This is a genomic window from Stagnihabitans sp., assembly GCF_964946895.1.
Genome location: NZ_CBBQHX010000005.1, coordinates 200,741 through 215,235, shown reverse-complemented (window position 1 = coordinate 215,235; position 14,495 = coordinate 200,741). Strand labels below are relative to the sequence as shown.

The 14,495-nt window shown below is 63.8% G+C and carries 14 protein-coding genes; 9 read left to right on the top strand and 5 right to left on the bottom strand.

Going from position 1 to position 14,495, the window contains the following annotated elements; genetic code table 11:
• The coding region (locus tag AC1Y2B_RS05405; RefSeq protein ID WP_482252042.1) for a YicC/YloC family endoribonuclease at positions 1–98 on the bottom strand (98 nt) is incomplete at its 3' end.
• Between the two features lie 193 nt (positions 99–291).
• On the opposite strand from AC1Y2B_RS05405, the gene AC1Y2B_RS05400 reads away from it, so the two are divergent.
• Entirely contained in the window at positions 292–1,005 is a 714-nt protein-coding gene (locus AC1Y2B_RS05400; protein WP_482252035.1) for a PAS domain-containing protein, read from the top strand.
• 62 nt (positions 1,006–1,067) lie between these two features.
• Positions 1,068–1,496, top strand: coding sequence for a GlcG/HbpS family heme-binding protein (locus tag AC1Y2B_RS05395; RefSeq protein ID WP_482252034.1), 429 nt, complete (start codon positions 1,068–1,070; stop codon positions 1,494–1,496).
• Positions 1,497–1,586: 90 nt separating this feature from the next.
• Here the strand turns inward: AC1Y2B_RS05395 and AC1Y2B_RS05390 are convergent, their stop codons facing one another.
• A complete protein-coding gene (locus tag AC1Y2B_RS05390) occupies positions 1,587–2,957 on the bottom strand; it encodes a class II 3-deoxy-7-phosphoheptulonate synthase (RefSeq protein WP_482252033.1) in 1,371 nt (456 codons plus the stop codon).
• A 151-nt stretch (positions 2,958–3,108) separates the two neighbouring features.
• On the opposite strand from AC1Y2B_RS05390, the gene AC1Y2B_RS05385 reads away from it, so the two are divergent.
• Positions 3,109–4,134, top strand: a complete 1,026-nt coding sequence (locus tag AC1Y2B_RS05385; RefSeq protein ID WP_482252032.1) for a GlxA family transcriptional regulator — start codon at positions 3,109–3,111, stop codon at positions 4,132–4,134.
• On the opposite strand, the gene AC1Y2B_RS05380 is transcribed toward AC1Y2B_RS05385, so the two are convergent.
• Positions 4,131–4,541: a DUF805 domain-containing protein gene (locus tag AC1Y2B_RS05380; protein ID WP_482252031.1), complete on the bottom strand. Its 411-nt coding sequence runs from the start codon at positions 4,539–4,541 to the stop codon at positions 4,131–4,133. The genes AC1Y2B_RS05385 and AC1Y2B_RS05380 overlap by 4 nt on opposite strands.
• Before the next feature lie 124 nt (positions 4,542–4,665).
• Entirely contained in the window at positions 4,666–5,025 is a 360-nt protein-coding gene (locus tag AC1Y2B_RS05375; RefSeq protein ID WP_482252030.1) for a DUF4189 domain-containing protein, read from the bottom strand.
• 279 nt (positions 5,026–5,304) lie between these two features.
• Here AC1Y2B_RS05375 and AC1Y2B_RS05370 point away from each other — a divergent pair, with 279 nt between their 5' ends.
• From AC1Y2B_RS05370 to AC1Y2B_RS05350, 5 genes are all read left to right on the top strand, one after another.
• A complete protein-coding gene (locus AC1Y2B_RS05370) occupies positions 5,305–6,501 on the top strand; it encodes an ABC transporter substrate-binding protein (RefSeq protein WP_482252029.1) in 1,197 nt (398 codons plus the stop codon).
• A 107-nt stretch (positions 6,502–6,608) separates the two neighbouring features.
• A complete protein-coding gene (locus AC1Y2B_RS05365; RefSeq protein ID WP_482252028.1) occupies positions 6,609–7,391 on the top strand; it encodes an ABC transporter ATP-binding protein in 783 nt (260 codons plus the stop codon).
• A gap of 125 nt (positions 7,392–7,516) precedes the next feature.
• Positions 7,517–8,227, top strand: a complete 711-nt coding sequence (locus tag AC1Y2B_RS05360; protein WP_482252027.1) for an ABC transporter ATP-binding protein — start codon at positions 7,517–7,519, stop codon at positions 8,225–8,227.
• Between the two features lie 3 nt (positions 8,228–8,230).
• The gene (locus AC1Y2B_RS05355) at positions 8,231–9,238 is read left to right on the top strand and encodes a branched-chain amino acid ABC transporter permease (protein ID WP_482252026.1); all 1,008 of its coding nucleotides are present in this window, start codon (positions 8,231–8,233) and stop codon (positions 9,236–9,238) included.
• A 1-nt stretch (position 9,239) separates the two neighbouring features.
• Positions 9,240–10,565 (top strand): branched-chain amino acid ABC transporter permease, encoded by a 1,326-nt coding sequence (locus tag AC1Y2B_RS05350; RefSeq protein WP_482252025.1) that lies wholly within the window; start codon positions 9,240–9,242, stop codon positions 10,563–10,565.
• A 35-nt stretch (positions 10,566–10,600) separates the two neighbouring features.
• Here AC1Y2B_RS05350 and AC1Y2B_RS05345 read toward each other — a convergent pair whose 3' ends face one another.
• The gene (locus AC1Y2B_RS05345; RefSeq protein WP_482252024.1) at positions 10,601–11,851 is read right to left on the bottom strand and encodes a calcium-binding protein; all 1,251 of its coding nucleotides are present in this window, start codon (positions 11,849–11,851) and stop codon (positions 10,601–10,603) included.
• A 202-nt stretch (positions 11,852–12,053) separates the two neighbouring features.
• Between AC1Y2B_RS05345 and AC1Y2B_RS05340 the strand changes: the two genes are divergently transcribed.
• On the top strand, positions 12,054–14,474 hold the full coding sequence (locus tag AC1Y2B_RS05340) for a GcvT family protein (RefSeq protein WP_482252023.1): 2,421 nt from the start codon (positions 12,054–12,056) through the stop codon (positions 14,472–14,474).
• Positions 14,475–14,495 lie beyond the last annotated feature (21 nt).

Sequence of the window (14,495 nt, the reverse complement as noted above, 5' to 3'; positions counted from 1 at the left end):
TCCAGCCCCTTGCCATTGACCGAGCGCAGGTCCCAGGACCACGAATGCCCCACCCCCTGCCCCTTGCGCGCCGCAAAGCCTGTCATCGAGATGGTCATTCCGCTCTCCCGCTTCTGCCTTGGGGGCACACAACCCCAAGCTGCAGATGTTTACCATTTGTCGAGATTGTCCGCCAAATCCCGCACGAAGGGTATATGTTAAGACATCAGTAACCCACGTTGCTGCATGATTAACCTACCGCCGGTCAAGTGCCTAGCGCCACGACCACGGGCTGTCACAAGGACGTCGCGCATGGCATTGTCATTCTTGGGTCGTGGTGGAAAGTCCGGTGGCTCGGGCGGGTCGCGCTTTGGCATGCTGGCAGAGGTTCGCGCCTATTGGGAGGGCCTGCGGGACGGCGGCGCGCTGCCCGAACGCGACAGGATTGATCCGCGCGGCATTGCGGGCGCGTTGGAAAATACCTTCCTTCTGGAACGCGTTGCCCCCGGCATTGGCCGCTTCCGCATTGCAGGGATGCAGTTGCATGACCTGATGGGGATGGACGTGCGCGGCATGCCGATCTCGGCGCTGTTTGAACCGGCCGTGCGCAGCCGTCTGGCGGATGGGCTGGAAGGCGTCTTTTCCGGCCCCGCCGTGCTGGAACTGTGGCTTGAGGCCGAGCGCGGCATTGGCCGCCCCGCGCTGGAGGCCCGGATGATGGTGCTGCCGCTGGTGGGGGCCAAGGGCGAGACGGATCTGGCGCTGGGATGTCTGGCGATGGAGGGTGCGCTTGGCCGCGCGCCACGCCGCTTTGCGATCTCTGGCCTGATGAGCGAAGTGATCGAACGCCGCCGCACCGCGCGCCGCGAGACCGAGCGGCAGACCCCGGACCGCCGCCTGCCCGATCTGCCGCCGGTGCAGGCCCTACCCGCACCGGTCCGCGCTTTGGCCGAAGCAGCGGTTCCCTTCACGCCGCGCCCGCCACGCGGCAAGCCGAACCTGCGGCTGGTCTACTCCCGAGACTGAGTGTCCCTTGCCGCGACCCGATGAGTCTGCGCTAAATGGCGTTGCCAATTGGGAGACACGTGATGACCCTGACCCTTGCCCTCGCCCACAAGATCCTGGCCAGCGCGCTGGAACATGCCCATGCCAAGGGCATGCGCCCACTGACCGTCGTGGTGCTGGATGCCAGAGCTGCGGTGATCGCGGTCGCTTCCGAGGACGGGTCCAGCCTTGACCGGTTCAACGTCGCCCGTGCCAAGGCCCGGGGGGCGCTGGCCTTCAACATGGGGTCGCGCGGGGTCGAGAAACTGGCCAAGGACCGGCCGCATTTCTTCGCCGGCGTCGCCCCGATGATCGACACCGGGATCGTGCCGGTGCCGGGTGGCGTGCTGATCCGCAGCGCTGACAAGGCCATTCTGGGGGCCATCGGCATCTCGGGCGACAATTCCGACAATGACGAGGCGGCAGGCTTGGCGGGCATCGCTGCCGCTGGGCTGATCGGTGACGGCGGCTGACCGGCTGCCGCGGCAGGACGGGCACCACAGGAAAAAGGCCCCGCTCGATGCGGGGCCTTTTTCCATCTTGTCTCGATCACAACCCTGCGGTTACAGGGCCACGCGGCGCTGCACGTCGCGGCGGGCCGAAAGCTCTTCCGATACCAGAAACGCCAGTTCCAGCGACTGGCTGGCGTTCAGGCGCGGGTCGCAGGCGGTGTGGTAACGGTCCGAAAGATCCTCGTCCGTCACCGCACGCAAACCACCGGTGCATTCGGTCACGTCCTTGCCGGTCATTTCGAAATGCACGCCGCCCGGGATGGTGCCTTGGGCGTTGTGGATCTCGAAGAACTCGCGCACTTCGCGCAGCACCGATTCGAACGGCCGCGTCTTGTAGCCCGAGGCCGCCTTGATCGTGTTGCCATGCATCGGGTCACAGGACCACAGCACGTTGGCGCCTTCCGCCTGCACGGTCTTGATCAGACGCGGCAGGTGATCACCGACCTTGCCGGCGCCGAAGCGGGCGATCAGGGTCAGGCGGCCCGGTTCGTTGGCCGGGTTCAGCTTGGCCATCAGCACCTTCAGGTCTTCCGCCGTGGTCGACGGTCCGCACTTCAGGCCGATCGGATTCAGCACGCCCCGGGCGAATTCGACATGCGCGCCGTCGGGCTGACGGGTGCGGTCGCCGATCCAGATCATGTGGCCCGACCCGGCCACCGGCTGCCCGGTGATCGAATCGATGCGGCACAGGGCCTCTTCATATTCCAGCAGCAGCGCCTCATGGCTGGTGTAGAAGTCCACCGTCGCCAGCGAAGGTGCGGTGTCCGACGTGATCCCCGCCGCGTTCATGAAGTCCAACGCGTCAGAGATGCGGTTGGACAGGGCGCGGTAACGCTCTGCCTTGTCATGCTCGGCAAAGCCCAACGTCCAGGCGTGAACCCGATGAATGTCGGCAAACCCACCGGTCGAGAAGGCGCGCAGCAGGTTCAAGGACGCCGCCGACTGCGTGTAAGCCTGCAACATGCGCTGCGGATCGGGAATCCGCGCCGCTGCGGTGAAGTCGAAGCCGTTGATGATGTCGCCCTTGTAGGAGGGCAATTCCACGCCGCCGACCGTCTCGTTCGGGGTCGAGCGCGGCTTGGCGAACTGCCCCGCCATCCGGCCTACCTTGATGACCGGCACCTTGGCGCCATAGGTCAAGACGACCGCCATCTGCAGCATGACGCGGAACGTGTCGCGGATGTTATCGGCGCTGAATTCCGCGAACGACTCGGCACAGTCGCCGCCCTGCAACAGGAAGGCCTTGCCCTCAGCCGCCGCCGCCAGTTGCTTTTTCAGCTTGCGCGCTTCACCGGCAAAGACCAGCGGCGGATATTTCGCAAGCTGGGCCTCAACCGCTTTCAGTCCCGATTGATCGGGATAGTCGGGCATTTGCACCCGCGGCTTCGCGCGCCAGTCGGTTTTTGTCCAGCCTTTGGTCATTGCATGGTCCTCACGTCAGAATTTCACAGCGATATAAGGAAATCGTCACCGAAAGCAAAGGGCGAAAGGCGGGTGATTTTCCCGCTTCACCCCTTGCGGAGCGGAGAATTTCCTGTTTCCTTGCGTCAATAACGACACGTCAGGTCGCAACATGTCCACCGCACCGCGCAAAGCCACCCAGACCTCGAAGCCCGAGGCGCCCCGGCGCTTTGTTTTCCTGCTTCTGGACAAATTCACCATGCTGGCCTTCGCCTCGGCGATCGAACCCCTGCGCATCGCCAATCGCGTTGTGGGGGACAAGGTCTACACTTGGGCGCTGGCGGGCGAGGGCGGTGACATTGCCACCTGTTCGAATGGCGCTTCCTTCAAGCTGGACATGGGTCTGGAAGAGATCGAGCGCGATGACATCCTTCTGGTTTGCGGCGGGATTGACGTGCAAAAGGCCGCCACCAAGGCCGTGCTGAACTGGCTGCGGCGCGAGGCGCGGCGCGGCGCCACCATCGGCGGCCTGTGCACCGGCGCCTATGCGCTGGCCAAGGCCGGGCTTTTGGATGGCAAGAAGGCGACGATCCATTGGGAAAATCAGGATGGCTTCCTTGAGGAATTCGAAGACGTTGTCCTGACCAAGTCGGTCTTCGTGATGGACGGCAACCGGTGGTCCACCGCCGGCGGCACCTCATCCCTCGACCTGATGCTGAAGGTCATCGCCGCAGATCATGGCGAAGACGTTGCCAACACGGTGGCCGACCAGCTGATCTATTCCACCCCAAGGACCGATCAGGACACTCAACGCCTGTCGATCCCGACCCGTATTGGCGTCCGTCACCCCAAGCTGTCCCAGGTCATCCAGATGATGGAAGGCAACATCGAGGACCCGATGTCGCCCGCCGATCTGGCCGAAGAGGTCGGCATGTCGACGCGCCAGCTGGAACGGCTGTTCCGCCGCTATCTGAACCGCAGCCCGAAGCGCTATTACATGGAACTGCGCCTGCAAAAGGCCCGCAACCTGTTGATGCAGACGGACATGTCGGTGATCAACGTCGCCCTGGCCTGTGGCTTCGCCAGCCCCTCGCATTTCTCGAAATGCTACCGCAGCCACTACAACACCACGCCTTACCGCGAACGTGGCACGCAAGGCACCCCCACCCCGCCGACCGTGGGCCGGCTGTCGATCTAGGCCAATGGGTCGGGCCCAAACCGGTTGGGCCCCGGGGTGCCGCGCTGGCACAGCCAAAGGATCAGTACGACCAGACCCGCCACCGGGATCAGCACGACCACCAGCGCCATCGCCGGACGGTTGAGATCATGCAGGCGGCGGACCAGCAGGGCTGCCAGCGGCTTGACCGTCAGCAAGGCCCAGAAGGCCATCGCCCCGATCACCTCCATGTAGGCCAAGGCTGCACCGGACGGATCGGGTGCCATGCCAAACAGCCTTGGCGCCACCACCGCCACAAGGGGCGCCAGACAGCCCATCACGACCGTCCCGCCATACACCAGCCCCCATCCCGCCTCGGACCGGGGCGAGCGGCCGGCGAAATCGCCTTGCCGGCTGTACAGCGTGATGATGGCCTGACGCGGTGTCATGGCACCCTTCCGCAGCCCGGACGCGGGTCATGCCTTGGCAAAGCGCCACCGGACACCAGACGCCTGCGCGCCAAGCGCGCAGCCCCCCGCCGCAGACCGGGCCATCTGCCCCTGCCCTGCCAGATTACGAGCCTTCGTTGCAGTAGGACTGAACGATCAGGCAGTTGGATGTATAGCCCGAGCAATTGGCCAACGCCGTCTCTTCCGCCTTGGCGGCCGATTTGTCGGCCGAAAAGCCCATGCCATAGCCGTCACCCACAGCCACCGCGCCGCAGTTCGGAAAGACCACCACGGCATCGCAATCGCCCACGCCACATTGCGTGACCGCTTCGGTCGCAGCCTCGCCCTTGGTGCCGAAATTGTAGCCCAGCCCCACTTTGCCGGTAGAGGGCGAGAAGGCAATCGCGCCAAACAGCGGACCAGCCGCAGCCGGTGTGGCCAAAGCCGAAACGAGGATCAGGGCAGCCGCCATGGGATAAGACATCGTCGTCCTTTCAACCTCAAAGCCCCCCGGACGGATCGCCGCCCGGGACACGGGTTCGTGAGCTGATAGGTGGCGATAGCGGGGCGCTGCGTCAAGGTCTGCCCCATACGACTTCTGCCTCTGTGACGCCCGTTTGCCACGCTCTTGCGCAAATGACCCAACGTCACCCGCGCCAGACTGGCCAAAAGTGCATCCTTTTCGGGTGGAGGAGACGCTTTTCTTTTCATCCGCGCCACACTAGGCTCTGGTCAGGATTGCGATCCAACATGGGAGATAAGAATGAAAAAACTACTGCTCGCGACGGCTGCTGTCGCACTTTGCGCGGGGGCCGCTTCGGCGGAAGACGTCAAGCTGGGTATCCTGTTCGGCTTCACCGGCCCGATTGAATCCCTGACCGGCCACATGAAGAACGCTGCGGAAGCCGCGATTGCGGAAGTGAACGCTTCGGGCAAGTCGAAGTTCGCCTTCTCGGACGTGACGGGTGACACCACCTGCACCGGCGCCGACGTGGCCGTGACGGCTGCGGAAAAGATGGTCACCTCTGACGGCGTCAAGGGCATCATCGGCGGCGACTGCTCTGGCGTGACCGGCGCCATCCTGCAAAAAGTGGCGCGTCCGAACGGCATCGTCATGATCTCGCCCTCGGCCACCTCGCCCGCCCTGTCCACTGCGGACGACGACGGCCTGTTCTTCCGCACCGCGCCCTCGGACGCCCGCGAAGGCGAAGTTGCCGCACAGATCCTGCAAGAACACGGCGTGAAGTCGATCGCCCTGACCTATTCCAACTCGGACTACGGCAAGGGTCTGGCGGACGCGATCTCGACCTCGTTCACCAAGCTCGGCGGCAAAGTCACCATCGACATCCCGCATGACGACGCCAAGTCCGACTTCTCGGCTGAAGTGGCTTCGCTGGCGGCAGCCGGCGGCGATATCCTCGTCGTGGCTGGCTACGTCGACCAAGGCGGCAAGGGCATCATCCGTGCAGCTCTCGACACCGGCGCCTTCTCGAAGTTCGAACTGCCCGGCGGCATGGTGAGCGACTCGCTGACCAAGAACTTCGGCGCGTCGATCGACGGCTCCTATGGCCAGGTCGCCTCGTCCGACTCGCCCGGCGCAGCCATCCTGCTGGACATCGGCAAGAAGAACGCAACGCCGTTTGACGCCTCTTCGCCCTACGCCAGCGAATCCTATGACGCTGCGGCTTTGATCATGCTGGCGATGAACGCGGCAGGCTCGTCCGATCCCAAGGTCTACAAGGAAAAGATCATGGACATCGCCAACGGGCCGGCGGACGGCTCGGGCGTCAAGATCCTGCCGGGCGAACTGGGCAAGGCACTAGACCTGATCGCACAAGGCAAGGCCATCGACTATGATGGCGCTTCGGGCGTGACCCTGATCGGGCCGGGCGAATCCGCCGGCCGCTACAAGCAGTTCGACATCAAGGGCGGCCAGTTCGTCACCGTGAAGTATCGTTGATCGCCTGCTAGATCATACTGCGCGGCCCGAAGCGTCATGCTTCGGGCCGTTGCCATGTCGAAACGACCCAAGAGCCCATAAGGGCCACAGGGGGAACAGGGGAAAAGATGATCGTCGTCGAGGACCTTCACCGGCACTTTGGGGCCTTTCGCGCTGTGGATGGCGCGTCGATTGAAATCGCCAAAGGCTCCATCACCGGGCTCATCGGGCCGAATGGAGCGGGCAAGACCACGCTGTTCAACGTGATCGCCGGGCGGCTGAAGCCGACATCGGGACGCGTGCTGATGGATGGCGAGGATGTCACCGGCCTGCAGCCGCACCAGTTGTTTGCCAAGGGCCTGCTGCGGACCTTCCAGATCGCGCATGAGTTTTCGTCGATGACGGTGCGGGAAAACCTGATGATGGTGCCCGCCGCCCAGGCCGGAGAGGTGCTGTGGAACACATGGTTCCGGCGCGGCCTGATCGCCCGCCAAGAGGCGGAACTGCGCAGGAAGGCCGATGAAGTCCTTGAATTCCTGACGATCTCTCATATCGCGGATGAAAAGGCCGGGATGATTTCTGGCGGCCAGAAGAAGCTGGTCGAACTGGGTCGCACCATGATGGTCGACGCCAAGGTGGTGTTTCTGGACGAGGTCGGCGCGGGTGTGAACCGCACGCTTCTCAACACCATCGGCGACGCCATCGTGCGGCTGAACAAGGAACGCGGCTATACCTTTTGCGTTATCGAACACGACATGGATTTCATCGCCCGCATCTGCGACCCGGTCATCGTGATGGCCGAGGGCAAGGTGCTGGCCAAGGGCACCGTCGATCAGGTCAAGAACGACGAGCGCGTGATCGAGGCCTATCTGGGCACCGGCCTGAAGAACAAGGTGGTGGCCAATGCCTGACCGCAGCCCCCGGATTTTCTACGAAAATCCTGCATTCCAATCTTCTGCGAAGATTGCCCCGTCGAATTTTCGTACGAAAATTCGTGTTCAGGATTTTCGCAGAAAATCCGTTTCGGAGGCCGCACATGGCTGAACCCTTCCTGATCGGCGAGGCGATGACCGGTGGCTACGGCGCCACCGACATCCTGCACGCCTGCACCATCGCCGTTGAAAAAGGCCAGATCGCCGTGATCGTCGGCCCCAATGGCGCGGGTAAGTCCACCGCCATGAAAGCCGTCTTCGGCATGTTGAAACTGCGCGGCGGCCAGGTCCGGCTGAATGGCGAAGATATCACCAAGCTGTCACCGCAAGACCGCGTCGCCAAGGGCATGGCCTTCGTGCCGCAGACCCACAACATCTTCACCTCGATGACGGTGGAAGAGAATCTGGAAATGGGCGCCTTCCTGCGCCGCGATGACATCCGGGGCACTTTGGAGCAGGTCTACCACCTGTTCCCGATCCTGAAGACCAAGCGCCTGCAGCCGGCGGGCGAACTGTCCGGCGGCCAGCGCCAGCAGGTCGCCGTCGGCCGCGCCCTGATGACCCAGCCGCAGCTTCTGATGCTGGACGAACCCACCGCCGGCGTCTCCCCCATCGTGATGGACGAACTCTTCGACCGCATCATCGAGGTCGCCCGGTCTGGCATCTCGATCCTGATGGTCGAACAGAACGCCCGCCAGGCCCTGAACATCGCCGACAAGGGCTATGTCCTCGTCCAAGGCGCCAACCGCTACACCGACACCGGCGAGGCCCTTCTGGCCGACCCCGACGTCCGCCGCACCTTCCTGGGGGGCTGAGCCATGAACTTCCTCAACGCGCTTGTCGCCCTGCTGAACTTCGTCATCCTGCCCGCCGCCTCGTATGGCGCTCAGCTGGCAGTGGGCGCTCTTGGCGTCACCCTGATCTTCGGCATCCTGCGGTTCTCCAACTTCGCTTGGGGCGATACGATGGCCTTCGGCACCATGGTGGTGATCCTGTTCACCTGGTGGTTTGAAAGCATGGGCATCTCGATTGCTCCCCTGCCCACTGCCATTCTCGCCCTGCCCTTCGGCATCATCGTCACCTCGGTTCTGCTTCTGGGCACCGACCGCATGGTCTATCGGTTCTACCGCCGGCAGAAGGCCAAGCCGATCATTCTGGTGATCGTTTCGGCCGGCGTCATGTTCATCATGAACGGTCTGGTCCGGATGATCATCGGCACCGAGGAGCAGAACTTCGCCGATGGTGGCCGCTTCCTGATCTCGGCCCAGCAGTTCAAGGACTGGACCGGGCTGGCCGAGGGGCTGTCGATCAAAGGCACCACCGCCGTCACGCTGGTCACGGCCCTTCTGACCATGGCCGCTTTGTTCTGGTTCCTGCAAAAGACCCGCACCGGCAAATCGATGCGGGCCTTTTCGGACAACGAGGATCTGGCGCTGCTCTCTGGCATCAATCCCGACCGCGTGGTGCAGGTCACCTGGGTCATCGCCGCAGCCCTCGCCGTGATCGCAGGCACGCTCTATGGGCTGGACAAAAGCTTCCGTCCCTTCACCTACTTCTCGCTTCTGCTGCCGATCTTCGCCTCGGCGGTGGTGGGCGGGCTTGGATCGCCGATGGGCGCGGTTGCGGGCGGCTTTGTCGTGGCCTTTTCCGAGGTTGTGGTCACCTATGCCTGGAAGAAGGTCATCACCTACCTTGTTCCTGACAGCTGGGCGCCCGACAGCCTGATGCAGCTTTTGTCGACCGACTACAAATTCGCCGTCAGCTTCTCGATCCTGATCATCGTGCTGCTGTTCATGCCCAATGGGCTGTTCAACAAGGGGAAATGACATGAACACCCGTGCGGTCTATCTGTTTGCCGGGGTTGCCGGCCTTTACGTGCTGACTGGCCTGCTGATGTCGTGGAACGTCAGCCTGAACATCCTGATCCTTGGGCTTCTCAGCGCCATCATGGCGCTGGGGGTCAACATGCAATGGGGCTATGCCGGCCTCTTTTCCACCGGCATCGTCGGCTCCATTGCCCTGGGCGGGTTGGCCGTGGTCTTCATCTCGGGCGCGCCGGTGCCGCAGGCTTTCGCGGCCACGGGTCCCGGCGTGTTCCTGTCGGCGGGCTGGCAGGTGATCCTGGGGCTTGCGACGGCGGTGGCGGTCATCGCTCTGTCGGTTCTGGCCTGGGGCCGGATGCCGGCCGGACGGCTGCGCAATCTGGCGGTTGCCGTGATCCTGATCGGCGGCTTCTTCCTGTACCGCGCCATCTTCGACCCCGCCGTGACCGCGATCGAGGGGTTTGATTCCGCCACCTATGGCAACATTGGCGGCTTCGGCCTGAATTCGATCTGGGCCTGGCCGGTGGGCGGTCTTTTCGCCGCCATCGCGGCCTGGGCCATCGGCAAGATCGCCCTTGGCCTGCGCGAGGATTATCTGGCCATCGCCACCCTTGGCATCGCCGAGATCGTCATCACCGCCGTCAAGTCCGAAGACTGGATGGCGCGGGGGGTGAAGAACTTCATCAACCTGCCGCGTCCCTGGCCGGTGCCGCTGGAAGTTGACATGCAGGCCAATCCCGGATTTCTGGCCTTCTGCGCCAACTGGGGCTTAAGCCCGATCACCGCCTCGACCCTCGCCGTCAAGGGCATCTACATCGTGATGTTCGCGCTGGTTCTGGGCGCCCTGATCTGGCTGCTGGAGCGCGCCTTGAACTCGCCCTGGGGCCGCATGATGCGCGCCATCCGCGACAACGAGGTGTCTGCCGCCGCCATGGGCAAGGACGTCAAGCGCCAGCATCTGATCATCTTCATCCTCGGTTCCGCCGTGGTGGGGATGTCGGGGGCCATGTATGTCTCGATGCTGGGTCAACTGGTGCCGGGCGAGTACACGCCGCTGCGCTTCACCTTCCTCATCTGGATCATGGTGATCGTGGGCGGATCGGGCAACAACTGGGGCTCGGTTCTGGGGGGGCTTCTGGTGGGCTGGCTGTGGCTGATCGTGGACAACGCCGGGCCCTTGCTGATGGGGGCCGTGACGGCCGACATGCAGGACGGCGCCTTGAAAAGCCACCTGATCGACATTGCCCCGCAGTTCCGCCTTCTGACGCTGGGCGTGGCGCTGCTTTTGGTGCTGCGCTTCAGCCCACGCGGCCTTTTGCCGGAAAAATGAGGGAGGGGCTCTGGCTGCAAGGCCAGAGCCCCGCGTCACAACCCGAAGTCCGCGGCGTGCAACGACGCCGCCGCAACCCCGGTCAGCGTGACCGTGTTGTTGCCGAAGGTGATCAGCGCAGCCGGGCCGTCGTCGGTCAGAATGTCGCTCAACTGCAGATCGCTGAACTTGACCGCCCCGCTGATCCGGATGTGATCCCCCTCCGCCAGCGAGAAGTCGTCGACCACATCATCGCCGAACGTGCCATCGAAGACAAAGGTATCGGCCCCGGCCCCGCCATGGCCCAGATCATCGCCGCCGCTGAAATGCAGCGTGTCATTGCCGGCCCCCCCGTCAAAGCTGTTGTCGGCCCCGTTGTCGAAAAAGGTGTCCCGCACGGCGGTGCCGATGATGATCTCGACATTGTAGATCTTGTCGACAAACCCAAACCCATCGCGCACTGTCGCCGCCGCAAGGTTGACCCGGATGCCATCGGTGCCGCCCATGCCCGCGTCATCGGCATAGCTGACCGTATCGCGCCCGCCGCGCCCGTCAAAATAATCCGCCCCCGCGCCCCCCTCGAACTTGTTGGCCCCGGCATTGCCGCGCATCGTGTCGTTCATGAAGGTGCCGGTGATCGCCTCGAACCCGGCCACCGTATCCAGCTGCCCGTCCGGCCCCCGGATCGTGCCCAGCAGAAGGTTGACCGTGAGGCCCTGCGTCACCAGCCACGGCGTCAGGTTCCAGCCGTCATAGGCCAGCGTGTCAAAGCCGCTGCCGCCAAAGTAGGCATCGGCTCCGCCATGATCGCGCACGAAATCGTCGCCACCCAGGGCGGTCACCGTGTCATTGCCCGCCGTCGTCTCGATCACGTCACCGGTACCCGCATGCCCCGGCCCCGCCGCCGAGGATGATCCGACAAAGGTCGCCCCGGAATGGCTCAGCAACTGCCACGCGGCGAAGGCATTGCCCTGCTGCAGTTGCGCCATGAAGATCGGCAACCGCACCGACAGATTGCTGATGTCCAAAAGCAGCGCGCCGCCCGCATCGGTAAAGGCCACCTCGGTCAGCAGGCCCGCCGTCACCCGGGTCTGCCCGGCATCCACGCCATCCTCGACCTGATAGCTGGCATAGCCGGAATAGGTCAGCGTGACATGGGCGGCAAAATGCGTCGGATCCAAAGCGCCAAGGCCGGTGTTCCAATCCAGCGTCGTCGAGGTGTCGCCCCGCTGACTGACCACATAATTCGCCAGCTGCGTGTAGCCAAAGAACCCAAGGTTCGCTTCGGAAAACTTGAACGTCGACATGCCGACCCCTCGACTTGGTTAAGAATTCATTGCCGCAACTTTAAGTTGATAATGGTGAAGACCAGGTTAACGGGGCAAGCGCCGTGCAAAGGACGCAGCCCGCACGACAATCCTATCCGCGACGCCCGATGTCGCCATCTGACGTGACTTCACCGCTTCATCGGTATTGTCTGGCGCAAACTTCGGCCTCAAAGGAACGATCATGAAATCCCATACCCGCGTGGTGGTCATTGGCGGCGGCGTCGTCGGCTGCTCGGTCCTCTATCACCTGACCAAACTCGGCTGGTCGGACGTGACCCTGATCGAGCGGTCCGACCTGACCTCGGGCTCCACCTGGCACGCGGCAGGCGGCTTCCACACGATCAACGGCGACACCAACATGGCCGCGCTGCAAGGCTACACGATCCGCCTGTACAAAGAGCTTGAGGCGATTACCGGCATGTCCTGCGGCCTGCACCATGTCGGCGGCGTCACCTTGGCCGACAATGCGGCGCGGTTTGAACAGCTGAAAGCCGAACGCGCCAAGCACCGCTACATGGGGCTGGACACCGAAATCCTGACGCCCGAGGAAATCCACAAGCTGACCGACGGTCTGGTCAACACCAAGGGCATCCTCGGCGGCCTTTATGACCCGCTGGATGGCCACCTTGACCCCTCGGGCACCACCCACGCCTATGCGAAAGCGGCCCGCATGGGCGGCGCCGAGATCATCCTGCACAACCGCGTGCTGGAAACCAACCCCACCAAGGACGGCTGGGAAGTCGTCACCGAAAAGGGCACCATCACGTGTGAGCATCTGGTGAACGCCGGCGGCCTCTGGGCCCGTGAAGTCGGTGCCATGGCCGGCGTCTACCTGCCGCTCTTGCCGATGGCGCACCAGTACATCGTCACCGACGACATCCCGGAAATCATGGACATCCTGAAGACCGGCAAGGAATTCCCCCATGTCATGGACCCGGGCGGCGAGTTCTACTTGCGTCAGGAAGGCCGCGGCATGTGCATCGGCTTCTACGAAAAGCCCTGCGAGCCTTGGTCGGTCGATGGCACGCCGTGGAACTTCGGCCACGAACTCCTGAACGAGCAATTCGACAAGATCGAAGACTCGGTCAACTTCGCCTACCGCCGCATCCCTGTTCTGGAACGCTCCGGCGTCAAGCGCGTCATCCACGGCCCCTTCACCTTTGCCCCCGACGGCAACCCGCTGATCGGCCCGGTCCCCGGCCTGCGCAACTATTGGAGCGCCTGCGCCGTCATGGCCGGCTTCTCTCAAGGCGGCGGCATGGGCCTCGCGCTGGCGCAGTGGATGATCCACGGCGAGGTTGAACGTGACCCGCGCGGCTTCGACGTCGCCCGCTTCGGCAATTGGACCTCTCCGGGATACACCGTCCCGAAGGTCATCGAGAACTACCAGATGCGCTTCTCGGTCGGCTACCCGAACGAGGAACGCCCGGCCGCCCGCCCCTTCCGCACCACCCCGATGTACGAGGTGTTCGACAAGATGAACGCCGTCTGGGGCCAGCAATACGGGCTGGAAGTGCCGAACTACTACGCCCTGCCCGGCGAGCCGCGCTATGAAGAGCCGTCCTTCAAACGCTCCAACGCGTGGGAGGCGACCCGGCAAGAGGTCATGGCCGTCCGCGAAGGCGTGGGCATCAACGAGGTGCAGAACTTCGGCAAATACCTGGTGAAGGGCCCCAACGCCCGCGCCTGGCTTGACCGCATCATGGCCGGCCGCATCCCCAAACCCGGCCGCCTGTCGCTGACCCCGATGCTTGCCCATTCCGGCAAGATCATCGGTGACTTCACGGTCTCGTGCCTGTCGGAAACCGAATTCCAGCTGACCGCCAGCTACGGCGCGCAAGGCTGGCATTCGCGCTGGTTCGACCAGAATGCGATGGACGGGGTCACGGTCGAAAACGTCTCTGACGCCCGCACCGGCTTCCAGATCGCCGGCCCCAAGGCACGCGAGCTGCTGGCCCGCGTCACCCGCTCGGATGTCTCGGCAGAGGCGTTCAAGTTCATGGACGTCCGCAAGATGACCGTCGGCATGGCAAACTGCCTCGTCCAGCGTGTCAGCTACACCGCCGACTTGGGCTACGAGATTTTCACCGACCACATGTCGGTCCGCCAGCTTTGGGACACCCTGAACGCCGCCGGCGCCGACCTTGGCCTGCGCGCCTTCGGCATGCGGGCGATGATGTCCCTGCGTCTGGACAAATGGTTCGGGTCGTGGGGCCGCGAATTCTCGCCCGACTATACCCCGGCGGAAACCGGCCTTGACCGCTTCATCGCCTGGAACAAGCCCGTTGACTGGATCGGCAAGGCCGCCGCCTCGGCCGAAAAAGCCAAGCGCCCGTCGCGCAAACTCGTCCCCATCGTCGTCGATGTCGATGACGCCGACGTGGTCGCCTGGGAGCCGATCTGGCTGGACGGCAACGTCGTCGGCTGGTGCACCTCCGGCGGCTTCTCGCACTGGACCGGCAAATCGGTGGCCCAAGGCTTCATCCCCGCCGACCGCGTCGTTGACGGCCTTGAACTTGAGGTTGAAATCCTCGGCCAGCGCCGCCCCGCCCGCGTCCACCTTGCGCCGCTTTGGGACGATGGCGGCCGCATGCGCGCCTAAACCATAGGGCCGCGCGCTGCC

What these genes read in the sequence shown, in the direction of transcription:
- AC1Y2B_RS05395 (WP_482252034.1), top strand. Translation starts at nt 1,068, where the DNA reads ATGACCCTGACCCTTGCCCTCGCCCACAAGATCCTGGCCAGCGCGCTG.
- AC1Y2B_RS05390 (WP_482252033.1), bottom strand. Translation starts at nt 2,957, where the DNA reads ATGACCAAAGGCTGGACAAAAACCGACTGGCGCGCGAAGCCGCGGGTG.
- AC1Y2B_RS05370 (WP_482252029.1), top strand. Translation starts at nt 5,305, where the DNA reads ATGAAAAAACTACTGCTCGCGACGGCTGCTGTCGCACTTTGCGCGGGG.
- AC1Y2B_RS05350 (WP_482252025.1), top strand. Translation starts at nt 9,240, where the DNA reads ATGAACACCCGTGCGGTCTATCTGTTTGCCGGGGTTGCCGGCCTTTAC.
- AC1Y2B_RS05385 (WP_482252032.1), top strand. Translation starts at nt 3,109, where the DNA reads ATGTCCACCGCACCGCGCAAAGCCACCCAGACCTCGAAGCCCGAGGCG.
- AC1Y2B_RS05400 (WP_482252035.1), top strand. Translation starts at nt 292, where the DNA reads ATGGCATTGTCATTCTTGGGTCGTGGTGGAAAGTCCGGTGGCTCGGGC.
- AC1Y2B_RS05345 (WP_482252024.1), bottom strand. Translation starts at nt 11,851, where the DNA reads ATGTCGACGTTCAAGTTTTCCGAAGCGAACCTTGGGTTCTTTGGCTAC.
- AC1Y2B_RS05360 (WP_482252027.1), top strand. Translation starts at nt 7,517, where the DNA reads ATGGCTGAACCCTTCCTGATCGGCGAGGCGATGACCGGTGGCTACGGC.
- AC1Y2B_RS05365 (WP_482252028.1), top strand. Translation starts at nt 6,609, where the DNA reads ATGATCGTCGTCGAGGACCTTCACCGGCACTTTGGGGCCTTTCGCGCT.
- AC1Y2B_RS05340 (WP_482252023.1), top strand. Translation starts at nt 12,054, where the DNA reads ATGAAATCCCATACCCGCGTGGTGGTCATTGGCGGCGGCGTCGTCGGC.
- AC1Y2B_RS05380 (WP_482252031.1), bottom strand. Translation starts at nt 4,541, where the DNA reads ATGACACCGCGTCAGGCCATCATCACGCTGTACAGCCGGCAAGGCGAT.
- AC1Y2B_RS05355 (WP_482252026.1), top strand. Translation starts at nt 8,231, where the DNA reads ATGAACTTCCTCAACGCGCTTGTCGCCCTGCTGAACTTCGTCATCCTG.
- AC1Y2B_RS05375 (WP_482252030.1), bottom strand. Translation starts at nt 5,025, where the DNA reads ATGTCTTATCCCATGGCGGCTGCCCTGATCCTCGTTTCGGCTTTGGCC.